Below are 25,725 nucleotides of genomic sequence, written 5' to 3'. Positions count from 1 at the left end.
AGAGGCTTCATACTGCAGACAATTTGAACGCTGATTGGAACGCAGGGCGGCCACGAGCAAATAGAAAAGGGCATGTTTTGATTGATCAAAACATGCCCTTTTCATGGATAAGGCGTAAGCACTTCATACGCCTTATCCATGAACCATTCACTATTTTTGATTTTTTATGATAGTTCCTTTTGACATTTTATCATTATAAATTTAAATGGAGGTTTATGTTCCATATTCTTATGCGGCTCGACAATTTCCGAAGAATCTATCAATCCATATTTTCCAAATTCTTGTTCAATCGAATCGGAATCATAAAAAAACATTTTTACCCCTTCCATTATCTCGAAATAGTCTTTATCCAGTTGTTTTCCTTTTCCAAACATTGGCGCTTCTTTTGAAATAGTAGTAAAAATCATATATCCGTTTGGCTTTAACTGCTTATAGCAATCTTTAATAAACTTATCTCTCTCACGATTATTCAATAAGTGAATAAGTGCATAACAAAATATACCATCATAACGTTTGTTATCAAAAGGCATATCGGTTACTGAACCATGAAAAATACGATTATTAAGCCCATTTTGCCTTGCCAAATCAATCGCTGTTTTTGAAATCTCAATACCTGTTACATGTATTCCGTTGTCAATAAAAACCTTTGCGTTTCTGCCATATCCAATACCAGGAATCAATATATCCTTAACTTTATTCTCAAGGAAAAAGTCCTTTGCCAAGATTGCGGAGTCTGAAGGTTCAAATCCCCACATCATTTGATTTTCTATAAAACTTGTTTCCCAGAATTCTGTCATGCCTCAATCCCCTTTACAGATATTAGCTCTTTTTCTTTGGCTGTTTTCGCATACTTTGTTGCTATTCACCAAGTAATGCGGTGTGGCTGATTTCCCCTCCATTGCTCGCTTTCCGCGGGGCGGGCGGTGAACTCCCGCAGGAGTCTCGCACTTCCGCTCCAATCAACCTTAAATAGTTTCGTTTTAAAAACAACAATCTTTACCGAAAAGAGCTTTTTCTTTTTAAAGATGCTCTTATGCAGTCAAGGATTTTATGCCTCCAAAAGAAATGCAGCTTCAACTAAATCCATGATGAGTCCAGCGGCCGCTTTATTGCCCTCCGCCGCCGCTATCACCAGCTGAGAAGGCGTGCTGAGTGATGTATCTCCGCATGCATATACTCCTTCAACAGTTGTTCGTCCAAATGAATCCACTTTAATCCCGCCGTTTGGAGTGATCTCGCAGCCAAGCTGTTCCGCAAAAGGAGCAGACTGCACCAAGTCCGTCACCACAATCCCTGCCTCCCTTTTGATTTCCTGTCCGTTTTGCAGCCGGATCGATGTCAGCTGCCCTCCTCTCGTTTCAAGACCTTCGATCTTCTCTTCCATGACAGTTACGTTCTGCCTAGCCAAGATATCCTTCTCCTCATCAAGCATCCGATAGCCATTTGTGAACACAATTACATCACCGCTCCAGTTTGACAGCAGTTTCCCCATATGAAAGGCCCGCTCATTTTCTGCAATCACCGCCAATGCTTGGTCCCGCATTTCCCAGCCGTCACAAAACGGACAGCTGAAAACACTCGTTCCGTATACATCCTGTATGCTTGGAATCTCCGGCAAAACATCCCGAAGACCTGTGGCGAGAAGCACTTTTTTCGCCATGTAATCCATTCCGCCTTTCGTTTGAATCCGGAACGCACCACTGGCTTTTTCAATACTCTCCACCCGCTCCTCCTTAATGGAGACGGACGGATATTTCTGGACATCCGTTCTTGCCCGCTTCTTGAACTCTGACGGCTTCACCCCATCCTGTGTGATAAATCCGTGCGACTCCTGTGTCACCCGGTTACGGGGTTTATCCTCATCAAACAAAATCGTTTTCCGTCCAGCACGCCCCATGACCAATGCGGCATTCAGTCCTGCAGGTCCTCCGCCAATAATTACACAATCCAACATATGAAACACTCCTTCTTTATAAAATCTATTAAAGACCCTTAATATCCTTAATTAGTGTAAAAAAAATTTATTTTTCTTTTTTTGTCTCATGACCATGTTTTTTTTCTATCTGTTCCGCAATGCTTTGAATCGTTCGTCCAGCCAGTTCTTTCTTCATGTTGCCTTCCGCCTCGACCATCACGCGCTCAATTAAACACTCGCTTTCTTCATGGTCAAACGCACAGTTGAACAATACCGACTGACCCTCTACCGCTTCAATAACATCCAGAAACGAAATGTCCTGCGCGCGGCGTGAAATGCTGTAGCCGCCTTTTGCCCCTGGCACTGATTCAATCAATCCAGCCTTCACAAGCTTCGTCAAAATCTTCGACAAGTACGTCGGAGACAAATCCTGCATGTACGCCAGCTGATCCACGCTTACCGCCTGACCTTTTGGCTCCATCGTTAAATGCACCATTGTATGTAGTGCATAATTGGTTGCCTTTGAATACTTCATGGATGCACCTCATAATTAAAACTATTACAGACTTTTAATATCCGTAATTGATTGTAACTCAAGCTACGAAAAACCGCAAACTTTTTCACCTCACCTAACGATTGATTATCCTCCCAAAATCTATTCTTGTAATAATTTGACTTGTTACAATCCACACGGGAAAGGAAGGCAAAAACAAAGCATGAGCCCTGTAAATATACAGAACTCATACCCTGCCAATGTTGGTTTTTACATCAGGCTATTCACCAAGCTTCTTCCGGATATCCGCTGCTACGTTCTTTAGCGCTTTCTTTGACCCCCTTTCAAGGTCGTGGTTCAATTTCCTTTCTTTGTAGCTGACAAATAAAGTATTGAGATCATAGCCTTCAGGATATAAATCGGCGGCCTTTATTTCCAGCTCGAGCCTACTGGCATGAACTTCCTTGAAGGTATCTTCGAAAAGAACGGTGACATTATTGTATGCATCCTTTTTCTTATAAACGATTGCATAGCCATTCAGTTCGCTTACCTTCACTTTGTCACCGACCTCATATTCATAAGTTGCTTCCTTAGTAACGGCCGCTGGCTTCGCTTTTTTGATTTTACCTTCCTGGACACGCTCCAAGTCGTAGTCTTTATTGTCGATATAGAGCTTTGCCTTTTGCAGGACCTGTTCACGAACATTCATTTTTTGGGCTATCCAAAGGGCATTGCTTTCCCCGGATTGACCGATCAGCAGCTTGTATTTTGGCTCAAGTGTTTCACTGTTGAATTGCATGGCCGCATTCATGAAATCACTGTGCATTTCCGAATAGCGCTTGATTTCACCATAATGGGTGGTCGCAACAGTTATGCAGCCCCTCTGATAAAATTCCTCAAGGATGGCAATCGCCAATGCGGCTCCTTCATTCGGTTCCGTTCCGCTCCCGATTTCATCGAACAGCAGCAAGGAGTTATTGGTTAATGCCCCCATGATTTCCGAAATGTTTTTCATATGCGATGAAAACGTGCTCAGTGCATTTTCAATGCTTTGATTGTCACCGATATCGACGAATACCTGATCGAAGACGGCAAGTTCCGTCCCTTCTTTCCCGGCAACATGCAGCCCTGACATGACGGCCAATGTAAGGATGCCGATCGTTTTCAGGACGACTGTTTTCCCCCCGGCATTAGGGCCTGTAATAATCAAGCTGCGATAGTCCTTCCCGATTTCAAAATCCAAAGGTACGCTGTCCTGCGGCAAAAGGGGATGTTTACAGCCCTTTAATTTAATATGACCATGATCATTGATTTTCGGTTCGATGGCATCCATGCTTTTACTGAACTTGGCTTTTGCGAAGATCATGTCATATTGACTGATTAACTCGATGTTTATCTTGATCGGTTTCAGCTGTTCGAAAACCGTTCCCGATAATGTGGCCAAAAGCTGATACTCTTCCATCGATTCCTCCGCTTTTAAACTGGCCAATTCTACATTCAATTTCGTCACCGAGGCAGGTTCGATGAACACGGTAGCCCCTTTTGCCGATACTTCCACGATCGTTCCGGCCACTTGATTTTTATAGGAGGCTTTGATCGGGATGGTGTAGCGATCATCCTTTTTACTGATGAAAAATTCCTGAATGAACTCTTTATTGGCTCCGCTCTTCAAGAACTTATTCAGCCGTTCCTCTATTTTGCTTTCTGTCTTGATGATTTGGTTCCTGATCCGTTTCAGGTCCTTGCTTGCTTCGGAAACAACAGCATTTCCTTTTATGGTGAATTGGATTTCTTCTTCAATGCTCCTGAATTCAGTCATGGAGCGGGCATAGGCATGCAGTGTTGGTGCAAAGAATTCTTTATCGGTCATGAATTTCTTGATATTCCTGCAGCCTCTTAAAAAGTCTGCTATCGCCACTAACTCTGACGGCTCCAAAATCATGCCTTTTTCCAGTTTGTCGATATGGAGTCCAATATGTGAAATGCCTTTCAAGGGAATATGGCTTTCCGCATTCAGTAAGTTCCTTGCCTCCGTTGTCTCGTTCAAACGATTTTTAACGACTTTCAAAATGCTGCTCGGCTTAAGCTGATCCAATAACGCTTTTCCTAAACCGCTTACGCAATGGTTTTTCACCATTTCCTTGAGTTGGATATATTGTAATTTTTCATAAGTCATTATATTCATCTCATGATCCTCCTTGAATGAGTGAGTGATTAATTCCCGAATCCAAAAAATGCCCGCAATGGTCCCCCTACCTTTACAAATGAACAAGCCATTTGAGTAGAAAGCTCCTGCGGGCACGGCCTTATAAGGACCTAAAATCGATAACAAATTGGGCAGCTCGAATAGACCTGCGTACACAAAAAAGCATGATAGGACAAATCCCACCATGCTTTTCGCCGTAACACCTGCATGTTACACGATTTATGGAAAAGGAAGCAGTCTTAAGGTAGGTATTCACAATGCAGAATTGCACTGTGAAAAAAGGCATACTTAATCCACTGGCATATCAGTGATTAAATACCTTATTCAACTAAATTAGTTGATACCTACTCCCGACATAAAACACCACACCTTTTCTTAGATTGGAATTAACATACCATATCAGTAAGAAAGAGTCAATTCATTTTTTCATTTTTGGGCCATCCTCCGAATCTATTCATGTAAAACAAAGGGGCATTGGCTTTAACAGCCATAGTGCTTCAGTAGCTCCCCTTTTCATTGTCTGAATATTTACTTTAAAATCGGGGTATGTTATCCTTATATTAACATAAACTGAAAACAGCCCCATGCGCTAACATGAGGCTGACAACTAGCAAGAGTGGTTGGTCACAACTAACTTAATTAATCGTCAGAAGAAGAACCATTGCCATCTTGGGAGGATGAGTGGTTCTTTTTCCGTTTCTTGGCGAACATAGACAGGATAAGACTGGTTGCTACAGCAACAAATATCTCTTTACCCATATCTGTAATTAAGTTCAATAAGAAATGAATCAAGCGGTCACCTCCTTTCCCATCTATCATTAGGTGGAAAAGAAAAACTGTGACCTACCACTCTATCCTCAGTTGTCCTTCTATTTTATCACATCTTTCCTCTAGTGGTAATTATATACAAATAAAAAAAGAAGACATTTAGCCATTAAAAAATAGGGATTATCCAGTGGATAATCCCCTTTGCGGTTTAAGCTTCATCACCCATTATGAGAGGGACTGTTTTCCCTTCATTCACGTTAATCAACCCATGGTCGGTTATTTTCAGGGCCGGGCTGACAGGAAGCGATAAGGTGCTTAATGACATGATGACATTATAGTGTTCGTAGCCTAACGATTTCAGTGCATCTGTCAGGTGCTGAACCTGCCTTGATACGATATCCATTGGCTCTTCGGAAAGGATCCCCCCTACCGGAAGAGGAATCATGGATAGGACCTTGCCGTCTTCAACGCAGCAGACTCCGCCTTGCTTCCTTATGACTTCGTTAGCGGCCATCATCATATCCTGCTTATTATGGCCAATCACCAAAAGATTATGGTTATCATGTGAATAGGTCGTGGCGACCGCTCCACGCTTCAATACATCGCCGGTGATCAATCCGTGCGCCCGATTGCCGTTTTTCCCATATCGTTCGAATGTGGCGATTAAACCATAAGGGCTTTCTTCCCAGCATAATTGACCATTTTTCCCATCTAAATGATCATGGGTTTCAGATGTGAAAGTAGAACCATTCTGCACGTTTATGATCCTGCACTTGCTGCGTTCAAGCTTATCCGGGATTGTGATGGTAAAATCGTTTTCCGTAAGTTCCGTAAGCTTCACACTTTGATAGAAATGCTCAGGAAATTGTCTTTCCTTCACTTCTTGTACATATGGCCGTGAAGATTCATAAACGAGCTCACCTGTTTTGTATACTTGTTCAATTTCAAATGTTTCCAAGTCCGATAGCAGCAGGAAGTCTGCCGTTTTTCCAGGTGCAATGGCACCCCGGTCATACATCCTCATCCGCTGTGCAGGTGTATAGGTGCATGCATATATCGCTTTTTCCGGTGTCATCCCCATTTGAATGGCTTTCTTTAAAAGGACATTCAGATGTCCCCTGTTTTGGAATGAGTCGGTCATGACATCATCAGTGACAAAGCAGAAATGCTCATCCACTTGATTTTCCTTCAAGTAATCTATCACTTCTTCAGTCATTGATTTTTCTTGGATCTCAATGAACATCCCGGCAGCGATCCTCGCATCCATCCCTTCCACGGTCTGGTGCGTATGATCTGAATTCACTCCGGCATAAACAATCTTCTGCAAGTCCAAGCCGAGCAGCTTTGGAACGTGCCCTTCTATGATCAGATCTGGATAACGGGAACGGATATGGGACAAAATCTGATTAGTTTTGCAATCCGGATCGGTTATGACCTCATAGTAATTCATGATCTCGCCAAGACATTTAATGTCCTCGGTTTGCATCAATTCATCTATATCATCTATTTCGATAGAACCGCCTGTTGTTTCCATCGATGTGGCAGGAACGGAACTCGGGATGGCATAAAACATATCCGCTACGCAATCTTTACTAGCTTTGATCATTTCCTTCACACCGGAAATTCCGAAAACATTGGCCATTTCATGCGGTTCCGGCACAATCGTCGTCACGCCATTCTTGATTAACCCGTAGGAAAAAGTCGCAGGCGTCACCATCGTACTTTCAATGTGGAGATGGATATCGATCAGGCCTGGAATCATATACTTCCCCTGCCCATCGACGATTCGATCCGACTCGAAGGCATCCAATTCCCGGTCTCCGATATAATAGAACTTTCCATCCTTGATGGCAGCATTCCCTTTAATAAATCTTTTAAAATAGCTGTTAAACACGTTGATATCTCTTACAAGCATATCCATTCGCATACCTTACCCTCCTAAGCTAGTCAACAAGCACCATCTGGTTTTTCGGAATTTCAAGGATGATTTCCTGACCCGTCCGATAGGATTCCGCCATTTCCTTGTTCACGGTGAAATCCCCTATTGGAGTTTCAACGACATATTGATAGCTTCTTCCCAGATAGGTACTTACCTTAACCCGGCCAGATAAACTATTTTCCTGAACAGCTCCCGTGTTAACATTTTCCCTGATCAACAGATCGTCCGGCCTGATGGCGCCCACTTTTCCCGTTGCATTGGTCATCTGGGCATCCTTGTTCAGCACAAATGAGTATCCGGATTTGTTCAGTTCTATTTTACCGTCATGATCTGTCCGCTTATCGAACTCAATGAAGTTCTTGAAGCCGATGAAGTCTGCGACAAATCTGGTTTCGGGATATTTGTAAATGGTCGCAGGATCACTAAGCTGCTCGATGATCCCTTTATTCATGATCGCCACCTGGTCGGATATCGAAAAGCATTCTTCCTGGTCATGGGAAACATATACGGTTGTAATCCCCAGCTCTTGTTGGATACGGCGGATCTCGACCCTCATATTCACCCTTAAGTTGGCATCAAGATTACTCAATGGCTCGTCAAATAATAGGATGTCCGGTTCAATCACCAGCGCCCTGGCAATCGCAACCCGCTGCTTTTGGCCTCCGGAAAGCTCTTGGGGATATCGCTTTTCAAACCCTTTTAAATTAACGATCTCAAGCACATTCATTACTTTTTTTTCGATTTCACTTTTAGAAATCTTTCTGAGACGGAGACCGAATGCAATGTTATCGAATATCGACAAATGCGGAAATAATGCATAGTTTTGGAACACAAAGCCAAAATTCCGCTTGTTGACGGGCACTTTCGTATAGTCCTTTTCCTTGAATAAAAACTTCCCTTCGTTCGCTTGTAAAAACCCGGCAATTAACCTTAGAGTCGTCGTTTTCCCACAGCCGCTCGGGCCAAGAAGGGATACCAGTTTCCCTTTTTCAATCTCAAGATTGAAATCTTTTAATATATTCTGTTTGTTATATGCTACAGATATATCTTGTAAAGTGAATAAAGCCATCCATCATTACCTCCTTATCGTTTTGTGAAATAAGACAATCCCATGAGCCGTTCTACTATAAACATGAAGAAAGCCGTTATGAACATGAGTAATACGGAAATGGCCGAGATGGTAGGATCGAAGTAGTTCTCTACATACGTCAGCATTTGAATCGGAAACGTGCTTACTCCAGGGCCTGTCATATAAACTGAAATGTCCACATTATTGAAGGATTCCAAGAAGGCGATCATGACTGCCGCAAGAATTCCTGATTTTATATTCGGAAGGACGACTGTAAAGAATGTGCCCAGTTTACTGGCGCCGAGACTCTCCGCCGCTTCTTCAATGGAAAAGTCAAAGTTTGATAAGCTTGAAGAAATCACGCGGATGATGAACGGCAGCATGATAACAGTATGTCCCACAAACAGTGCCGCATAAATCGGAAGCTGATAAGCCCCCACAATATAACGTAAAAATGCAAAGCCGAGCACAATTCCCGGTATTAATATGGGAGAAACGAAAAATGCATTAATCACGCTTTTCCCTTTGAAATCAAACCGGCTTAATGCATAGGCAGCCGGCACTCCCAGTAACAGTGCCAGAAGATTGCCTGCCAGTGAAACAAGGATGGACGTTTTAAAAGCGACCAAAAACATTTCCACATTAAAAATATTTTCATACCATCTTAAAGAAAACTCTTCTGGCGGGAACTTCAAAATATTTCCGCCTTCGAATGACGTAACGGATATGATAAGCAAAGGCCCTAGTAAAAAAAGGAACACCAGGAGAGTAAACAGGGCCAATCCTCGATTTTTTTCCTGCATACACCTCTACCCCTTTGGATTTAATTTTTTTGCCAAACCATTCATGATCGATATGATAAGGACTGTCACCGCAATCATGATGGTAGCGACAATCGATGCCACTTGCCATTCGTTCAATGTAATCGCGTTTTGATAAAGAAATGTTGAAATGACCCGTTGTTTCCCGCCTAATAAAGCAGGCGTTGTATAGGCCGTGAAGCTCCCTACAAAAACAAGGATGCTGCCAATGACCAAACCTGGGACCGAAAGCGGGATGACCACTTTTGAGAATACGGCCAACCTTGATGCTCCAAGGCTCTCCGCCGCTTTTAATAAGTCCGTTTCGATGTTCTCCATCACACCGACCAGCGTCACGATGATCAATGGCAGGAATAAATGGACCAATCCGATGATGATGGCCGTAGGCGTGTACAAAATATCAAGCGGCTTTTCAATCAAGCCGATGCCCATGAGCAATTTATTCACCACACCATTTTTACCGATGATCACCATCCAGCTGAATGAGCGGACCACAGGGCTTGTCAATAGCGGGAAGATCGTCAGCAAAAGCATGATGGCTTTTTTTCGTTGTTTCAGTTTTGAAATATAATAAGCTGCTGGAAATCCTAATAGAATGCAAATGATTGTCGTGAACAGACTCACCCTAAGTGTCGTCAGCAGAATTTCAATAAAGTATCGATCTTGGAAAAAATCGAGATACCCCTGTATGGAAAAGCCGCCGCTTTCATTAAAAAATGTCGTGCCAATCGTCATTAGGATTGGAATGATCATGAAAATCGTTAAAAATAGAACGCCTGGAAACAGCAACAGGTATAGATAGCGTTTTTTCACCTCGGAACCCCCTGTTCGTATGATTTATGAATTGATTATGCGAATGAACAGGTCGAAAAACGCTTCGGCATCGACATCCAGACAAACATGCGCATTTGGCGGCTTCATCAGCCTATTTTGAAAGTCGCAAACCATCTGTCCGTCACAAAGCTCACTCTTTGTTTCAACATCCACATAATATTTTTCTCTTTTGACAAGATCTTCTTGCAAAGCAATGGCAACAGCCAATGGATCATGCATCGCACATGCCCATATACCGTTACGTTCAAAATACCTTTTCCGATAATCTGATGTACTTTCCCTTATATAGTCAGCAAGTTCAAGGTTTTGAATCAATTGGATATGCTCTTCACCCAATAGAACCTTTCTCGTGACATCAAGACCAACTTGCGTGATGGACGTGAATCCCGCCTGTAAAACGATTTTGGCTGCTTCAGGATCGACATACGTGTTATATTCGGAGGTTGGCGTGACATTGCCAACCCCTTGAACGACTCCGCCCATGAAAATGACTTCTTTAACGAGCTTGGTGATTTGCGGACATTTTTTCACCGCTAATGCCAAATTCGTAAGAGGTCCCGTCATGACAAGCGTCACTTCACCTGGAAAATTCAAAATGGAATTGATGATGAAATCAGAAGCAAATCCATCATCAGGCCGCTTTTTGACTGGCACATCCTTCAAGGCTCCGCCAATCCCGTCTTCGCCATGGACCCGGTGTTCAAAAAAGGGGCTTCTGATAATTGGGCTATCTGCCCCCTTTATGACTGAAATGTCCTGTTCACTCAATAAATCCAATATTTTGCATGTATTCAATGTGGCCGTATCAAGTGATACATTCCCGTTCACTGTCGTTACCGCCAATATGTCGAATTGACGGCTTTTCACGGCAAGGATGATCCCGATCGCATCATCTATTCCAGTATCCACATCAAGAATCATTTTTTTCTTCATCAAGCACACCTCGTTTCCTTCTTAGTGTGTAAGCTCACGATTCCAACGATCGATCCATTGTTTAGAGTCTTCATTTACAAACTTCATGTCCAATACATGCAGGCTGTTAATGACGTCATCGCCATAGGTTAAGCCTTTCGCTTCGGTTTCAGAGAGCTTGACTTCCGTATTGACGGGAGAATCCACTTTCGCTTTCGCTGATTTTTCCTGAACTTCCTTGCTTAAGATGTAATTCATGAATTCGCCGGCCAATTCTTTTTGATCGCTGGCTTTAACAATATTCACCGTATTCATCACTGCGTAGCCGCCTTCTTCAGGGGAAATGAACTTGGCATTGGGAACGGCTTCCTGTAAATCGCCAAAATACATTTCCATGATCGGGCCTGCAGCGATTTCCCCTTGTGAGAACATGTTGACGAACTCTGATGTTTGCCCGTATTCCTTAACCGCATTCGGCATGATTTTTTTCATTTGATTGAAGGCTTTATCTTCATTGAACTCTTCACTTCCGCTAACTTTTGAAGCGGCATCCAAAAACATCGGTCCAGTTGTTGAAGTGATGGATGGGATCGTGATCTTCCCTGCCAAATCCTTGCTCCAAAGATCTTTCCAAGATGTGATCGGTTTACTCACTTCATCGGGATTATAGGCAATGCCAAATTGTGCAATCGTATAGGCTGGTCCAAAGTCATCGCCATTAGGCGCTTTTGCTTTGTCGTATATCTTATCAATATTCGGAATTTTGCTATGGTCGACTTTCTCAAATAACCCTTCATCGATGCCCTGCTGTGCATAGTAGTCGGATAAATAGATAACATCCACATCACTATTCGCTTGACGTACTTTGTTCAATCGATCTGCATTATTTCCTGAATCAACAACAATCTTTACATTATGCTTCTTTTCAAATGGCTCATAAACTTCCGGACGGAAGAAATCATCGGCGAATCCCCAAGTGGAAACGACTAATTTGGCTGGTTTTCCCTTACCATCCTCTTTTGAAGAGCATGCAGCTAAAACTAATGTGAAAAGCGATAACATCATCAATATTTTTTTCATCATTCAAACCTCCAAAATTATATTGTTTAAAATTTCCTTTTTACTGATATAAATGTAAAAAAAGACAATCTTAAATAGAATTGAAATTCTACCCAAGATTGTCTTTTCTTTGTAAACAAAGATAAAACTTATCCTTTGGTTCTCCAGTGGCGTTCCCTCCAGATAAATCCGAAGTGAAATCCATTTATATGATTAGATGATTTTTTCCTTCAATACAATATTGGTGAATGCCAGCTGCGTCGCTGAGTCATAATCCCTCAGGACAGCTTCAATATCCCAATTCGTTTGCGTTTCCAGCTTTTGTTTCAATTTCTTTTTATAAAGCAGGGACATATGGAAGTCAACCTCCTGCTTCAGGCTGGGAACTTCCCCTTCCAAAGCTTCAGAGCGCGGGGCACGTCGATGTTTGGCCTGGAATGTAATCACATTCTGCTCAACCGTGACCTTCAGCAGCGTCGTACCAAAGCCGAACAATTCCTTCGATACCTCATTATACATATGAGAAAGCACTTTCTTCGTTTCGTTAGAGTTTATCGGTAAGATGACTATCACCTGCCAAACTATCGTTTGAAGTAATTATATATACTTTTTCTTCATTACACAAGATAATATTCGGATTTCACACAAAAAAAATGTTTTTTTTAATTAAATAGCACATTTACTCACCAATACACGAATTATAAAAATAAGCATACGGGAATTTCAATATATTACATAACTTAATATCCAATCCAGCACTTCTATTAATGAAAACTTTTTCAGAGAAATAAGCGCAAGATTGAAAACAATTGATATAACCTTGCACCGCATTGAAAACGCTATCATATGGATTTAATATAGCTAGTATAGAGCGATCAAAAATAAAGAGTATCAAAGGCTCGTTAAATGAGGGAGGAATTATTATGAAGAAAGCTTTTGAGAAAGCGCAGCAATTCGGGAAATCTTTTATGCTCCCGATTGCCGTTTTGCCAGCGGCCGGTTTATTGCTGGGTATTGGCGGCGCTCTTTCCAATCCAAATACAGTTGAAGCTTATCCATTTTTAGACTTTGCTTGGCTGCAGGCCATTTTCACGATCATGAGTTCTGCAGGAAGCATCGTATTCGGCAACTTGCCGGTCATTTTTGCCGTAGGTGTTGCAGTAGGATTGGCACGTTCGGATAAAGGGACCGCAGCGCTGGCAGCCATGATTGGCTACTTCGTCATGAACAGTTCAATAAATGCACTGCTTCAAATAAATGGGGAACTTGCCAAAGATAATTTGGCAGGTGCCGGACAGGGAATGGCGGTCGGGATCCAAACACTGGAGACCGGTGTGTTTGGCGGTATCATAGTAGGTATCGTTGCCGCACTTTTACACAATAAATATAATAAAATCCAGCTTCCGCAAGTTTTAGGGTTTTTCGGTGGTTCCCGTTTCATTCCGATCATCGTTTCCTTCGCGTCCATCTTGGTTGGAGCCGTGCTTTTTATCGTATGGCCTTATTTCCAGCTTTTCATAAACCAATTAGGTGCGCTGGTAACGAGCACAGGTACGATCGGGACTTTCTTTTACGGCTTCATATTACGGATGCTCGGGCCTTTAGGGTTGCACCATATTTTCTACCTTCCCTTCTGGCAAACAGCTTTAGGCGGAACGATGGAGATAAAAGGGCAGATTGTAAGCGGGACCCAGAATATCTTCTTTGCGCAATTGGCCGATCCGACTACCGTCAAGTACTATGAGGGTGTTTCCCGGTTCATGTCCGGACGGTTCATCACGATGATGTTTGGTTTACCCGGCGCTGCACTGGCCATTTATCACTGCGCTAAACCTAAAAATAAGAAAGTCGTGGCCGGCTTGCTTCTTTCAGCTGCCTTGACCTCTTTCTTAACAGGCATCACCGAACCGCTTGAATTCAGTTTCTTGTTTGTCGCCCCGATCCTTTATGTTATTCATGCCTTGTTTGACGGACTTGCCTTCATGATGGCAGATATATTCAATATAACGATCGGTCAAACCTTTTCTGGAGGATTTATTGATTTTACTTTATTCGGGATACTCCAGGGTATCAGTAAAACAAACTGGATTTATGTACTGCTCGTCGGCATTCCATGGTTTTTCCTATACTACTTCACTTTTAAATTCTTGATCAGGAAGAAGAATTTGAAAGTGGTCGGCCGTGAAGATGATGAACAGGCCGCCGTTGCACAAGTAACCGCGTCAGAGAGAACCCAAACCATCGTGAATGGACTAGGCGGACAGGAAAATATCGATATAGTCGACTGCTGTGCAACCCGTCTGCGCGTCACGGTAAAGGATGAATCATTGGTGAAAGAAGACGTCATTAAACAAACCGGTTCTAAAGGCGTCGTAAAAAAAGGAAATGGCATTCAAATAGTATACGGTCCCCAAGTGACGATCATCAAAAATGAAGTGGAAGAATACTTGGGTCATTAAGAACATAGATAACGATAAGGACGTGTTAAACATGCAACAGGTGCTGGATAAAATTCACAAAAGCTTAATTGTATCATGTCAAGCATTGGAGAATGAGCCACTGCACAGCTCGTTTATTATGGGGCGCATGGCCATTGCTGCCAAGGAAGGCGGTGCGAAGTGCATTCGCGCAAACTCTGTAGCTGACATAATGGAAATCAAGAAAAATGTGGACCTTCCAGTCATAGGGATCATTAAACAGGTGTATGGACAAAACGATGTCTACATCACTCCCACCATGGCCGAAATTGATGCATTGATGGAAACCAAAGCGGAAATCATTGCGACGGATGCTACATCCCGGATAAGACCGGACGGTAAAACGTTAAAGCAGTTTTATGGTGAAATAAGAGCAAAATATCCAGATGTTTTACTAATGGCCGATGTATCCACCATTGAGGAAGCCATATTCGCTGACAATTTAGGATTCGATATCGTAGCGCCCACTTTATACGGCTATACGGACGAAACGTTCGGCCAGAAAATATATCAGGATGACTATGCTGTGCTCAAAGAGATCGTAAAAGCAGTGAAAAAAGCGAAAGTGATCGCGGAAGGAAATGTCATAACACCGGAAATCGCCCGCTCTGTATTGGATATGAATGTCCATGCAGTAGTAGTGGGAGGTGCCATTACCAGACCGCAGCAAATCACTAAAAGATTCGTGGATGCCATCCAAGAATAGAACGCTGCACATAGTAATGAAAAGACCCAGACTGGAAACAGTTTGGGTCTTTTTTACGATTCATGGATCATTCGGTTATTGACGTCCCTAATGGATACATTAAACTATGAATACATATAAGAAATTTGAAATGGGTGATCAAATGGAATATCTCGCAGAAAACCTCATATATGGCATTGAGTGCAGCATGGACAAATTCACCAAAACAGAAGAAGAATTGGCCAATTACATTCTGCAGCGCCCTGAAGAAGTAAGTCAGTTAACCATTAGTCAAATAGCTAAAAAGCTTCATATTTCACCTGCAACCATTACACGTTTTTGCCAGAAATTAGCCTTTTCCGGGTTCAATGAGTTCAAGCATGAGTTAAAAAGGTTCGTGGATCTCCGCAATACACCGAAAAATATGAAGAACATCAGGCAGGTGGATTATTTCGCTAAACTGTATCAAGATCACTTAGGTATCATTGATAATACCTTTCATATAACCACATATGACGATATCCAAAAAGCTGTATCTTACCTTACACAGGCAAATAAGATTCATGTTTATGGAATAGGGAGTTCAGGTATAGCGGCCCAGGAGTTCAAGTCCAAGTTTTTCCGTATCGGCTTAACTGTTGAAGCCATTACAGATCCCCATCAGTCAATGATGGATGCAGCTTTAAGTAACGAGAATAGCGTTGTCATCGGCATTTCCATTTCCGGAACAACGAAAGAAGTGATTTCTGCAGTAAAAATTGCAAAGAAGCAAGGCTCACGCATCTTGATTTTTACTGGAGATAAGAAGTCCGAGCTCTCACAGCTTGGCGATATATCGCTATTGGTCACGAGTAAGAACAGCATGCATATGGGGCAAAACATTTCTCCATTGCTTCCGCTGCTATTACTTTTTGATTTAATATATACGGAGTTGGTCGCTAAAGATTATAAAAAAAGGATAAGCATCAGGGAAAAGACTTTAAAGGTATTGACCGAGAACGACTGACTTTTGTCCGATCCGTTAATATAAAAAACTGCATCGCCAATGCTTGTCTGTTACTAACAATTGGGATGCAGTCCACTTTATATATTCCTTTTAAACTAAATTCCTTATGACTGGCATGGAACGTTCTTGGAGCCTCTCGGAAAGAAGACTATACGCAACTACTTTATTCTTGTACTGTTTGACTACATCCACATGGTCGTTGTAAATGTACACAAATAATCGAACATCGCTTTTTCCTCTTTTAGTATCAATCATTATTGGAATCCCACTGTTCTCTGGATGTAAAAACAATTCCTCGTTCCCTGGGAATATATGATTCTTTTTCAAAAACTTAGCTTCGTTAAAATAATTTATTACTTGAACTTTGTCTTCACCTTCCAAACTATTTCCATCATAGGTTACGATTGCATTCTCGCCACTAATTTCCGAATGTATTTTAAATTTACTCAGAATCCAATTCACTGCATCAGTTGGTAGGCAGGTAACTAATAATTTAAGCAAACCTAAGATAATAGTCAAAATCAATACAGGCACTGTCATATTTCATCATCTCCGCTACGTTATAATTTAAAGCTGTTTTCGCATACTTTGTTGCTATTTACCAAGTAATGCGGTGTGGTTGATTTCCCCTTCAGATGCTCGCTTTCCGCGGGGCGGGCGGTGAGCCTCCTCGGCGTAAACGCCTGTGGGGTCTCACCTGTCCCGCCGCTCCCGCAGGAGTCTCGCACTTCCACTCCAATCAACCTTAAATAGTCTCGTTTTAAAAACAACAACCTTAACGAAAAGAGCCTAATTTCATGTTTAATTGAAAGAGGCGGTCAGGTTTTCTTTGAAGTGACCGTTCTATTCCCGTGTTTCTTGTTCACCCAGCTTGCAATGGTGATTTTTTCACGTATCAATCAGATTATTTCGTTCACATTTCCGCCACATATGTGAACAAATTCACAATTCCCTGCAAATAGAGTATGTCTTATATCACTCGTACAAAACATGAGTTTTATAAATTAAGCCTATATACATTTTGATATGCTATTATAGCAATCATTCACGTGATATCTTAGGCTAATTTTATTACGAAGTAGACGATGCCCACAGTTAATATTAGGGCAAGACCTATATAAATATAACTAAGGTTCAACAAATTCCCTCTCGTTGCCGCGGAATAATCACTATCACTCTTCCCCGCTAGCGAAAGGGTCCCAACCAAGGCAACTAAACTAATGGCTACTACTAATACTATACTTATCGTCATCATCCAATGCCTCCCCATATTATTACCCATTTCCTTGAGCCATTTCAAATTATTCCGATTCTCATCGTATATCGTAGTGAAACTACACAAAAAATCGTTCCTGATTGGCAGGTCGATCGCTCATCGTAAATATATTAGAAAACCCTACTTCTCTATAATAAAAAGAACAGCCAATTTTAGGACCATCCAATTAAGTGAAATTTCCACCATCCACTTGCTGAATTCTCGTTCATATACATAGAAAGGTGCAAAGACTATTGTTTTAGAGATGAGAATGCTTTCTAAACATGATTCTATTCAAAGACTCTAGGCAAAAGGGTTCGATCTAAAAGGTAAAACAAAGTGGATTGGAACGAAAGGCGCGAAACTCCTGCGGGAAAAGCGCGTCTTGGGGAGACCCCGCAGGCGCGAAGCGTCGAGGAGGCTCGCCGACCGCCCGCGGAAAGCGAGTGCCTGGAGCGGAAATCAACATCTAAGTTGTACAATCCATAAAAAGACTGTAGACAAAAGAAGCTCTATCTTACTGGTAAAACAAAGTGGATTGGAACGAAAGGCGCGAGACTCCTGCGGGAAAAGCGCGTCTTGGGGAGACCCCGCAGGCGCGAAGCGTCGAGGAGGCTCCCCGACCGCCCGCGGAAAGCGAGTGCCTGGAGCGGAAATCAACATCTAAGTTGTACAATCCATAAAAAGACTGTAGACAAAAGAAGCTCTATCTTACTGGTAAAACAAAGTGGATTGGAGAGGAAGGCGCGAGACTCCTGCGGGAAAAGCGCGTCTTGGGGAGACCCCGCAGGCGCGAAGCGTCGAGGAGGCTCCCGGACCGCCCGCGGAAAGCGAGTGCCTGGAACGGAAATCCACATCTAGTTGTACAATCAAAGACTGCAGACAAACTCAATGAAAGTCGAGTTTGTCTACAGTCTGAGAAGATCCTTATAAACTTTTTACAGCCTCTGCAAACCTTTTGATGCCTTCGTGAATGGAAGCCTCATTTTCCCTTGCAAAAGTAAAGCGTACATATTCCTTATTTGTACCTAATGTTGAACCAGGAACGTATATAACTCCTCTTTTGATAGATTCCTCCAGTAACTTTATTTCGTTCAAAGGCACCTTCAGCTTACACCACAAATGAATTCCACCATTTGGAGAAAAATACTCAACTTCTTTATGCAGGAATTCGTTAAGACTCGAAACTATTGCATCCCTTCTTTTTTCTAGCTGCTCTCTTAAATAAGTAATATGGGCAGGAAAATACTCTGAATCCAAAAAATCATTTGCTATCCATTGAGTGAAGGAGCCATGGCCGAAGTCAACCTGCTGCTTAGCATCGGACAGTCTCTCTATAACTGGTTTCGGTCCTATTATCCAGCCAATTCTTAAGCCAGAAGCAACAATTTTTGACAAAGAGCTTATATATAAAACATTTCCGTTGTTGTCCATCGATTTAAGAGTAGAGATTTTTTCCCCAGAAAAGGAAGTTAAACTATATGGATCGTCTTCTACAACCGGTATTCCATATTCGGATGAAATCTCTAGAATCCTTTTACGTCGGTTGATATGAAGTACAGTTCCTGTTGGGTTTTGAAAAACAGGGTTCAAAAATATCATCCTGATTCGATGTTTTTTATGTAGGGCTAGTAAATCCTCTGGGTTGATGCCATCCTTATCAACTGGTAAAAGAAAAGTTCTTAGTCCTGCGGATTGAAAAATGGGAAGGTTGTAGCCGTATGAAGGATCTTCCAATGCAACGGCATCGCCTGGCTTTAGCAGGCATTGGACAACGAGATGTATGGCTTGCTGTGCACCAGAGGTAATGAGTATGGAAGATGGATGAGTATCAATTTTTCTATACTGTTTTACATGATTAGTAATTGTGCCCCTTAAAACTGCATTGCCCTGGGGGTGATCATAACCTAAACTTCCAATAAAGGACCTATTCGAAATGATTTCACGTAAGGATTGGACCGGAAATAAGTCCTCTGAAACCTCCCCACTAGCTAAGTTTATTAGATTATTTCCTTCCGTTTCTTTACGTATTCTTTGGGTTACCGGCAAATTGGGTAAAAATGAACCAGCTTCGATATATCTATTCCAACTAGGCATACGTTTTCTGTTGATTCCCCATATATCCTTGCTGATCATCGTTCCGCTTCCTTTTTTTCGTTCAACTAACCCATTTGCTTCCAATTCATCATAAGCTGCTACAACTGTACTTCTGTTAACCCCCAGTTCATGTGCCAAGAAGCGCTCAGAAGGTAACGGCTTATCTAGTAAAAATGTTCCATCAGCAATACCACTCTCAATATAACCAGCTATTTGTTTATATAAAGGCTCCTTGGATTTTCTATCCGTTCTCCATTCCATAAGCTACATCCTTTAAATTGGTTTTGTTAAAAGCGTTCCAAATTATTGGCTTTTTTATCTACTTATTCATTCCCTTAAATGGTAAAACCTTTTATATCAGTATAATCCTCGGCCGGGATTATTGCACTCTTAGGTTGGAAGCTATACCATTTTTCAAGTTCCAGTTTTTTATTAAGGCTGTTTTCGCATACTTTGTTGCCATTTTCCAACTAATGAGATGCGGTTGATTTCCCTTCCAGATGCTCGCTTTCCGCGGGGCGGGCGGTGCTCCCGCAGGAGTCTCGCACTTCCACTCCAATCAACCTTAAATCGTTTCGTTTTAAAAACAACAATCTTAACGAAAAGTGCCTTTATTAATAATCGGATTTTCCTCATTGAATAGAAACGGCCTTCATTCTTTAAAAGGAATGAAGGCTATCGTTACATTTTTAACTGTGCAAACTTCCCTTCAGCCAGGGACGATTCCGATGATGGCCGATCGGGATTTGGATCAGGCTCGTTTTTCCTTGAGGACCATCACCGATCTTGTAAAGTTCATCACACATTTTCACATCAAAGCCGAGCAGCGGGTGCCCGTTCATTCCGAGGGCTGACGAAGCTAGCAGTAATTTCTGAACGAGCATCCCCGCCTCCATTTGCTGGATGCGGTATCCTCTATATCCAAGTTGCGTTTTGGAATGGTCCCGATCGCCAACTACATGTATGCAGATTGGCACTTGCTGAAAATTCATGATATCGAGGGACATTCCGTATTGCAATCGGACCCGCTGATCTCCCGATTGTATCTGTTGCAATGTATGTGTCGTGCTGTCGTATTGGTATGCACCATCTTGTATGTCTTCCACATTATACAAACAAGCATATAATGAAACGCGATGTTCATCGTTCACGTTTCTTCCATCCAAGTCATTTCGATAGGAGAACGAAGCGGTTGCCTCCTGCAGGAGAGAAGCCAGCTGCCATTGACTGACTTTCCCGAGTGCGAAGTCCATTTCAGGTGAAAACCGCTTCCGGCAAACTGATGCCAAGTCATAGGACAGCCGCTTCACGATAGGAAGGGCTACAAAATGTCCTTCGGATTTCGTCCCATTCCTCGGACTGATCCGCCGGAATGATTGGGTGGATTCGATCAGGGATGCTGCATTCAGTTTAGTCAGCATCGGAAATTCCCTGATTCTTTGCGACCGAACATAGTGTTCAGGCTGAATGCCCGGCAATTCCGGCAATAATTCCGTCGAAGTGACAGGTCCGTTACTATTACTTTCATCAGGACACCAAAATGCGGGGTCTGCCGATAAGGGGATCACCGCATATGTGCTCTCTTCCTCATCGGAAAGCCCGAGAAGGTGATTGATGGCCCGATCAAGGAACTGGAAGCACACCCCAGCTGCGATTCCAAATCGTTTCGCCACTTCGAGCAACTGTCCAAGAAGCACACCTGCATCCAGACCTTGCAGACGATATGAAAAGTTATTATATTTGTAGAAGTTTTTCCAAAACATCGTCGATACAAAAACCGTGCCAAAGCATGCGGACATATCAAAGTTTTCACCAAGAGCTTTTGTTATATATGAATCAAAATTCCCTTCCCGCAGCAATACCAGCCGGTGGTGTGCCGCATCATAATGGTATACACCAGCAGGTAATCCCTCCATCTTCAAATACACGTACAATTCGCTTGGATACAAAGCTCCCCCTGATGGCGGAAAACGCCGGAATGACTGCATGAGGTCCGCAGGTTCCGAGGAGATCGATACCTGACTGACTTGGGTCAGGCCATATGCATACCAGAGGAAATGACCGATTCCTTTAAGGTCCTGTTTTGAAGGCCCGCTGCAACCCTCCAGCGTCAGCGGCACCTCCAGTGATAGCGGAAAAACAGGCAAGTCACGGTAAAGCTTATACGTCAGCGGTGCATCCTCCCAATCCACTTCCCAATCCGGCGGACTTGCCTTTTCGATATCAAAATGCAAATTGTGCAAAAATGCTTCTAGACTCATCCTCCAACCTCCTAAATCACCGCTTATGGAAAAGGATGCGGATGCGGATTGAGCTGTTCGAATTCAAGCCGCCGTTCAGCATATCCAAGTTCCATCGGAACCCTCAGTATTCTCTCAAGCCCCGTTATGCGGGTAAGATGATGGCCGAATGTCATCGGCAGCATCCCCGGTATCAGCACTTTCACGCAATGTAATCCATTTCGTGCAATTTCCGGTGTCGTCTGATCCACCACAATCACCTCGAGTTGCAGTCGGCGAAACTCCTGAAGGATTTCCTGCAAGTCTTCCGTCAAGTCCGGATGGTTCACCTTTTCCCCGTATTCTTCAGCGAATGTTCGCATCGGGCGGTCATCATCCAGCAGAAACTGCAGTCGCTCTTCGGCTTGCGGTAAACCGTACAGCATGCCATGATCATCCATTTTCCGTACCAGTGAAGAATCATGCAGCATTTTCTTAACCTCATCCAGATTCTCTTCCAAATTATCGTCAAGTGTCAGCATCATGCCAGCCAACTCGAAGACCGCGCTTTTCACGGCCCGGATCGGGTCCAGATGGGCCCCTGCCGCACATATGATATTCAATCCTTTTTGTTTCCTGTTTTTAGCCAACGCCCATACGCTCGGGATACCATGTTCCATGGTCGAATTAAACAAATGGATATCATACCCTGCTGCCGCCCTCGCCCTGTCAATCATCAATTCCAGTTCTTTATCATTTGCAGAATAAGGGTCAAGACGTGTGAGCGGCAGCTGCGCATACCAGGTCAGAAGAAACGAATCACGTTCGACCACTTCCATGATGCCGTAGAAAATGGACTCCTCCAAGCTTCCCCCTAAAGCACAGCCATTGGAGGTTTCATAGACAAACCCCTGACCGCAGCCCAAGCTGTAATAGGAAAGCAATTCCGGGACCAAGATCGGCCGCTCTTGCAAAAATGAGTGGCCCCATACCCAATCTATCGAGCGGTCAGGATTAAACGGTTGAAACGGGAAATCCCTCTGTGCATAATTTTCCTTCGAGTGTACCCCTATCCTGATCGGATCGAGCGCAAAATCCTTAAGGTTGTTGTAACTGTCATGTATGACTGTCCGTTTACCGCGGGGCTCCATACCGCAATATCTTTCCAATCCCTCCAATATGGCCGTCATCTCACTGGCCGCATATGAGAGAGTACGGCCTGCCGCCCCCTCATCTCCTATGAATAAAGGCAAATTAACACTTACATCGGCAAATGGCGGCACAAGGTCAATCATTTTATTATTCAAGAAACCTGTGCGATGGTCCAAGTAATCCTTGGCCAGAACTTCATTCAGGTCTTCCATTGAACGAGTACGGTAACTGTCGGGACTGATTTTCGGACTTGGCTGTAACGTAATCCTGGCACGCTCCTTCGAGTCATCAGGTAACGTTGAGCAAACCAGACACAATGGATCTGGTAAAAATGAGTGCCACGAGCCATTCAGCGTTTTCAAGTTGATGATTGATACACGCCCTTCCGAACAGGCGCGTTCTCCTTTCATCGCCTTCCTTACCTCTGCACAAATCAAGTGGGCCATCTGTAAAAGGCCTGTGCGTGATGCAGCCGCATCACGATCCATCCCCCCATTTTCCTCCAGCTGTTTGCGGATTTCCCACATTTCTTTTCGATCACGCCCGGCCATGAGATGCCTTTGGTCCGCACATTGTGAGCAGCCAGGAACATCCGGGCGCACCAACGGACCTATCACTCCCTCTCCAAATGAAACGAACCCCCGCAGCCATGGAATGCCCGCTTGCCTTATCACCTCTTCCGCCTTTAAATGGACAGCTGGATTCCAGGCATCTTGCAACAGAAGGACAATTGCCGTCGTTTGCGGTATTCCTGCCTCGAAATCGTTTTGGCGATTCACCTGATATTGGCCGGACAGGTCTCCATGAACATGGTCGGCCAGCACTCCTTCCCCGACAACCAATACGTCAGTTTTCACCCTGATTCCTCCTCTCGCAAAAGCACCCCAAACACTCCTGCCATTTCTTCCTTCAAATAAGTTTCCAGTTCTAATTCGAAAACGAAGATTCGCTTCTTATTCTTCTTCAAGACTTGAATGGCGGATTTTAATATCTCGGAATTCCCCGTCACTCCGCACGAAGGAATCACAAGATTCAAGGGCTTTTCTTCCTTAAGAACAGGCGATGCCACTAAATCTGGAGCTGTGAGGCAAACGGTCTGGTTTTGGACTTTCATGACGGCCTTTTGCAACGCGTTCCGTAATGCGATCGTTACATTCAAACCGACAGCTCCGGACCAGCCGTCGCTCGTTCCTGCCCAAACTACCGGGAAACCGGACACTTCCTCACCCAACGCGATGATCGGTTCTCCTTGCAGACGGGTCAGCGCTTGTAGATAATACCTGCAGCGTTCATCTTCCACTTGGGCCAACTGCACCGACACGAGTTTCTCCTGGTTGAACCGCTTATTGTCAAGCTCTTTATCCAAATAGCTTTGCAGCCCACGGCATACACATTCAGCAAATGTTTCCCCTGCTCCGATACCGACGACCGACTCCTTTATATCTTCTGCCCCCTGAAGCGGTGTAAGAGTCGGAATGAGCTGGCTGAGTGTTCGGGATACATATGCTTCAACTCCTGAAAGACCGGATTCCCTTCTCGCTTCCTCATGCGTCAGATCTGAACGGATGATTTCGGGCAGCAGTTCGGCCGGACCCGACGACAGCGGATCAACAACCTGAACTCGGCATTGGGCCAACGGCAGCTGTTTTAAATCTCCCTCATCCCAACGATGAAAGATCCCGGATTCCGAGGATGTCAATCGGCTGAAATACATAAACACCTTACCCGGCTTACTCGGTTCCGATTTCTGTTCGAGCCGCTGATCAAAATCTTCAATCCATGCAGCAGCCCCCTTTCCCGTCACTCCCGGGTGGGGAATGAATGGATGCCATTTTCCCTCCATTGTATCCATATCCAACAGATAAAAATGATTGGCTTGTTCTGCTGTCGTAACGCCTGTAGCCTCTTTAAACCATTCGAATACCATTATATTGGCCAACATCGCTCCGGCTGTCGCGGAAAAGGAAGATGGTGCCTGATTCTTTTCCAGTTCAGCTTGATGTAAACGACGCCAAGCAGACTCCCAACACCCCTTGGAATCCGGATGGACAAGCGGACCAGCCATACCTACTTGATTGATGATCAATGCAGGAAACAGGATCTTTTTCCCTTGCCTGCAAACCGAATGAAGTTCTCTTAACTCCTCTATATCACCCTCTTGTGACACATATAAAATCGTGTCAAAAGGCTGCACGATTTCCTGCCATTCAATCTCTTCTCCCTTTTCAAGCACGACCTCCCCTATGGAAACCTCGTCGTCCGTCTTACGCGCATGCGCCACGATTTCATTCAATCTTTTTCTATTGGTCGGTACCGTGTCCGTAATGAAGATTTGGAATGCGGGCAATCCGGATTCCAACAGCGAGGACACCAATGAAAGGAACAATGGGCCAGAGCCTATGGCCAACGCCTTCTTCTTTCGATAAGTTTCAAAACGGTAAGCCCCGGAATCGCCGCAGCTTTCCAGGAACTCAATTTGTGAAGCATATCTTTCAAGTACTTGATTCCTCAATTGATGGGGACTGTCCTGACTTACATCCCGTACAAACCCATTGCCGTACAAAACCTCGGCAATTTCCATCACCCTGTTCCGGTATGGGCCAGGCAATCCATCCGTCAACTCGCCCAATGTATGGTTTCCGTTGAACATCGGTAATAGCTTTTCAATCCACTGGACGATCGAGCCGCCCTCCATACGGAACGAACTTATGTTATTCCTGAAATACACACCTCTATTCGGTTCCGGAAGAAAAAACGTATCTCTCTTCACCTTCAAACGCATAGAAGGGGTCAAATTCACCATTCCGCTCCTCCTAAC

At 43.6% G+C, this 25,725-nt stretch carries 21 protein-coding genes; 3 read left to right on the top strand and 18 right to left on the bottom strand.

All coding sequences use genetic code 11. The annotated features are described in order from the left end of the window. Positions 1 to 164: 164 nt before the first annotated feature. The 12 genes from N0M92_RS17185 to N0M92_RS17130 form a co-directional block, all read right to left on the bottom strand. The gene (locus N0M92_RS17185) at positions 165 to 797 is read right to left on the bottom strand and encodes a class I SAM-dependent methyltransferase (protein ID WP_260286954.1); all 633 of its coding nucleotides are present in this window, start codon (positions 795 to 797) and stop codon (positions 165 to 167) included. 251 nt (positions 798 to 1,048) lie between these two features. Continuing rightward, positions 1,049 to 1,954: an NAD(P)/FAD-dependent oxidoreductase gene (locus tag N0M92_RS17180; RefSeq protein ID WP_260286953.1), complete on the bottom strand. Its 906-nt coding sequence runs from the start codon at positions 1,952 to 1,954 to the stop codon at positions 1,049 to 1,051. A 67-nt stretch (positions 1,955 to 2,021) separates the two neighbouring features. After that, positions 2,022 to 2,450: an Rrf2 family transcriptional regulator gene (locus N0M92_RS17175; protein WP_260286951.1), complete on the bottom strand. Its 429-nt coding sequence runs from the start codon at positions 2,448 to 2,450 to the stop codon at positions 2,022 to 2,024. Between the two features lie 238 nt (positions 2,451 to 2,688). Beyond that, on the bottom strand, positions 2,689 to 4,593 hold the full coding sequence (locus tag N0M92_RS17170; RefSeq protein ID WP_260286950.1) for an endonuclease MutS2: 1,905 nt from the start codon (positions 4,591 to 4,593) through the stop codon (positions 2,689 to 2,691). A gap of 660 nt (positions 4,594 to 5,253) precedes the next feature. Next, positions 5,254 to 5,406 carry a hypothetical protein gene (locus N0M92_RS17165; protein WP_153246156.1) on the bottom strand — a complete coding sequence of 51 codons (153 nt, stop codon included), beginning with the start codon at positions 5,404 to 5,406 and terminating at the stop codon, positions 5,254 to 5,256. 184 nt (positions 5,407 to 5,590) lie between these two features. After that, complete coding sequence (locus N0M92_RS17160; protein ID WP_260286948.1) at positions 5,591 to 7,309, bottom strand: adenine deaminase; 1,719 nt, start codon at positions 7,307 to 7,309, stop codon at positions 5,591 to 5,593. A 16-nt stretch (positions 7,310 to 7,325) separates the two neighbouring features. Then, the gene (locus N0M92_RS17155; RefSeq protein WP_260286947.1) at positions 7,326 to 8,390 is read right to left on the bottom strand and encodes an ABC transporter ATP-binding protein; all 1,065 of its coding nucleotides are present in this window, start codon (positions 8,388 to 8,390) and stop codon (positions 7,326 to 7,328) included. 14 nt (positions 8,391 to 8,404) lie between these two features. Then, entirely contained in the window at positions 8,405 to 9,193 is a 789-nt protein-coding gene (locus N0M92_RS17150; RefSeq protein WP_192206492.1) for an ABC transporter permease, read from the bottom strand. Positions 9,194 to 9,199: 6 nt separating this feature from the next. Then, positions 9,200 to 10,024, bottom strand: coding sequence for an ABC transporter permease (locus N0M92_RS17145; RefSeq protein ID WP_260286946.1), 825 nt, complete (start codon positions 10,022 to 10,024; stop codon positions 9,200 to 9,202). Between the two features lie 24 nt (positions 10,025 to 10,048). Beyond that, positions 10,049 to 10,978 carry a nucleoside hydrolase gene (locus N0M92_RS17140; protein WP_260286945.1) on the bottom strand — a complete coding sequence of 310 codons (930 nt, stop codon included), beginning with the start codon at positions 10,976 to 10,978 and terminating at the stop codon, positions 10,049 to 10,051. Positions 10,979 to 10,999: 21 nt separating this feature from the next. Further along, complete coding sequence (locus N0M92_RS17135) at positions 11,000 to 12,037, bottom strand: ABC transporter substrate-binding protein (protein WP_260286944.1); 1,038 nt, start codon at positions 12,035 to 12,037, stop codon at positions 11,000 to 11,002. A gap of 192 nt (positions 12,038 to 12,229) precedes the next feature. Continuing rightward, positions 12,230 to 12,535 (bottom strand): DUF2294 domain-containing protein, encoded by a 306-nt coding sequence (locus tag N0M92_RS17130; RefSeq protein ID WP_081113038.1) that lies wholly within the window; start codon positions 12,533 to 12,535, stop codon positions 12,230 to 12,232. A 404-nt stretch (positions 12,536 to 12,939) separates the two neighbouring features. Between N0M92_RS17130 and N0M92_RS17125 the strand changes: the two genes are divergently transcribed. The 3 genes from N0M92_RS17125 (at position 12,940) to N0M92_RS17115 (ending at position 16,184) form a co-directional block, all read left to right on the top strand. Further along, complete coding sequence (locus N0M92_RS17125; protein ID WP_260286943.1) at positions 12,940 to 14,475, top strand: maltose/glucose-specific PTS transporter subunit IIC; 1,536 nt, start codon at positions 12,940 to 12,942, stop codon at positions 14,473 to 14,475. Positions 14,476 to 14,506: 31 nt separating this feature from the next. Further along, entirely contained in the window at positions 14,507 to 15,199 is a 693-nt protein-coding gene (locus N0M92_RS17120) for an N-acetylmannosamine-6-phosphate 2-epimerase (RefSeq protein ID WP_260286942.1), read from the top strand. A gap of 106 nt (positions 15,200 to 15,305) precedes the next feature. Next, the gene (locus N0M92_RS17115; RefSeq protein WP_260286941.1) at positions 15,306 to 16,184 is read left to right on the top strand and encodes a MurR/RpiR family transcriptional regulator; all 879 of its coding nucleotides are present in this window, start codon (positions 15,306 to 15,308) and stop codon (positions 16,182 to 16,184) included. A gap of 90 nt (positions 16,185 to 16,274) precedes the next feature. Here the strand turns inward: N0M92_RS17115 and N0M92_RS17110 are convergent, their stop codons facing one another. The 6 genes from N0M92_RS17110 to N0M92_RS17085 all read right to left on the bottom strand — a co-directional run bounded on the left by N0M92_RS17110 (position 16,275) and on the right by N0M92_RS17085 (position 25,710). Beyond that, positions 16,275 to 16,724 carry a YfmQ family protein gene (locus N0M92_RS17110; protein ID WP_260286940.1) on the bottom strand — a complete coding sequence of 150 codons (450 nt, stop codon included), beginning with the start codon at positions 16,722 to 16,724 and terminating at the stop codon, positions 16,275 to 16,277. Positions 16,725 to 17,241: 517 nt separating this feature from the next. Further along, the gene (locus N0M92_RS17105; protein ID WP_260286939.1) at positions 17,242 to 17,439 is read right to left on the bottom strand and encodes a M48 family metalloprotease; all 198 of its coding nucleotides are present in this window, start codon (positions 17,437 to 17,439) and stop codon (positions 17,242 to 17,244) included. Between the two features lie 927 nt (positions 17,440 to 18,366). Beyond that, positions 18,367 to 19,797 (bottom strand): MocR-like pyridoxine biosynthesis transcription factor PdxR, encoded by a 1,431-nt coding sequence (gene pdxR, locus N0M92_RS17100; RefSeq protein WP_260286938.1) that lies wholly within the window; start codon positions 19,795 to 19,797, stop codon positions 18,367 to 18,369. 428 nt (positions 19,798 to 20,225) lie between these two features. After that, positions 20,226 to 21,797, bottom strand: a complete 1,572-nt coding sequence (locus tag N0M92_RS17095) for a SagB family peptide dehydrogenase (RefSeq protein WP_260286937.1) — start codon at positions 21,795 to 21,797, stop codon at positions 20,226 to 20,228. 23 nt (positions 21,798 to 21,820) lie between these two features. Continuing rightward, positions 21,821 to 23,764: a TOMM precursor leader peptide-binding protein gene (locus N0M92_RS17090; RefSeq protein WP_260286936.1), complete on the bottom strand. Its 1,944-nt coding sequence runs from the start codon at positions 23,762 to 23,764 to the stop codon at positions 21,821 to 21,823. Beyond that, a complete protein-coding gene (locus N0M92_RS17085; protein WP_260286935.1) occupies positions 23,761 to 25,710 on the bottom strand; it encodes a putative thiazole-containing bacteriocin maturation protein in 1,950 nt (649 codons plus the stop codon). The genes N0M92_RS17090 and N0M92_RS17085 overlap by 4 nt, the downstream gene beginning before the upstream one ends. Positions 25,711 to 25,725: the final 15 nt, after the last annotated feature.

It is taken from the genome of Peribacillus aracenensis (assembly GCF_025175645.1).
GTDB lineage: Bacteria > Bacillota > Bacilli > Bacillales > DSM-1321 > Peribacillus > Peribacillus aracenensis.
Note: the sequence above shows the minus strand (reverse complement) of the source record. Positions and strands in the feature narration are given on the sequence as shown.

Excerpts from the sequence above, each read along its gene's own strand:
- N0M92_RS17180 (WP_260286953.1), bottom strand. The coding sequence starts at position 1,954 with ATGTTGGATTGTGTAATTATTGGCGGAGGACCTGCAGGACTGAATGCC.
- N0M92_RS17170 (WP_260286950.1), bottom strand. The coding sequence starts at position 4,593 with ATGAATATAATGACTTATGAAAAATTACAATATATCCAACTCAAGGAA.
- pdxR (WP_260286938.1), bottom strand. The coding sequence starts at position 19,797 with ATGGAATGGAGAACGGATAGAAAATCCAAGGAGCCTTTATATAAACAA.
- N0M92_RS17085 (WP_260286935.1), bottom strand. The coding sequence starts at position 25,710 with ATGGTGAATTTGACCCCTTCTATGCGTTTGAAGGTGAAGAGAGATACG.
- N0M92_RS17150 (WP_192206492.1), bottom strand. The coding sequence starts at position 9,193 with ATGCAGGAAAAAAATCGAGGATTGGCCCTGTTTACTCTCCTGGTGTTC.
- N0M92_RS17130 (WP_081113038.1), bottom strand. The coding sequence starts at position 12,535 with ATGTATAATGAGGTATCGAAGGAATTGTTCGGCTTTGGTACGACGCTG.
- N0M92_RS17115 (WP_260286941.1), top strand. The coding sequence starts at position 15,306 with ATGAATACATATAAGAAATTTGAAATGGGTGATCAAATGGAATATCTC.
- N0M92_RS17125 (WP_260286943.1), top strand. The coding sequence starts at position 12,940 with ATGAAGAAAGCTTTTGAGAAAGCGCAGCAATTCGGGAAATCTTTTATG.
- N0M92_RS17185 (WP_260286954.1), bottom strand. The coding sequence starts at position 797 with ATGACAGAATTCTGGGAAACAAGTTTTATAGAAAATCAAATGATGTGG.
- N0M92_RS17140 (WP_260286945.1), bottom strand. The coding sequence starts at position 10,978 with ATGAAGAAAAAAATGATTCTTGATGTGGATACTGGAATAGATGATGCG.
- N0M92_RS17160 (WP_260286948.1), bottom strand. The coding sequence starts at position 7,309 with ATGCGAATGGATATGCTTGTAAGAGATATCAACGTGTTTAACAGCTAT.
- N0M92_RS17175 (WP_260286951.1), bottom strand. The coding sequence starts at position 2,450 with ATGAAGTATTCAAAGGCAACCAATTATGCACTACATACAATGGTGCAT.
- N0M92_RS17095 (WP_260286937.1), bottom strand. The coding sequence starts at position 21,797 with ATGAGTCTAGAAGCATTTTTGCACAATTTGCATTTTGATATCGAAAAG.
- N0M92_RS17135 (WP_260286944.1), bottom strand. The coding sequence starts at position 12,037 with ATGAAAAAAATATTGATGATGTTATCGCTTTTCACATTAGTTTTAGCT.
- N0M92_RS17110 (WP_260286940.1), bottom strand. The coding sequence starts at position 16,724 with ATGACAGTGCCTGTATTGATTTTGACTATTATCTTAGGTTTGCTTAAA.
- N0M92_RS17155 (WP_260286947.1), bottom strand. The coding sequence starts at position 8,390 with ATGGCTTTATTCACTTTACAAGATATATCTGTAGCATATAACAAACAG.
- N0M92_RS17120 (WP_260286942.1), top strand. The coding sequence starts at position 14,507 with ATGCAACAGGTGCTGGATAAAATTCACAAAAGCTTAATTGTATCATGT.
- N0M92_RS17105 (WP_260286939.1), bottom strand. The coding sequence starts at position 17,439 with ATGATGACGATAAGTATAGTATTAGTAGTAGCCATTAGTTTAGTTGCC.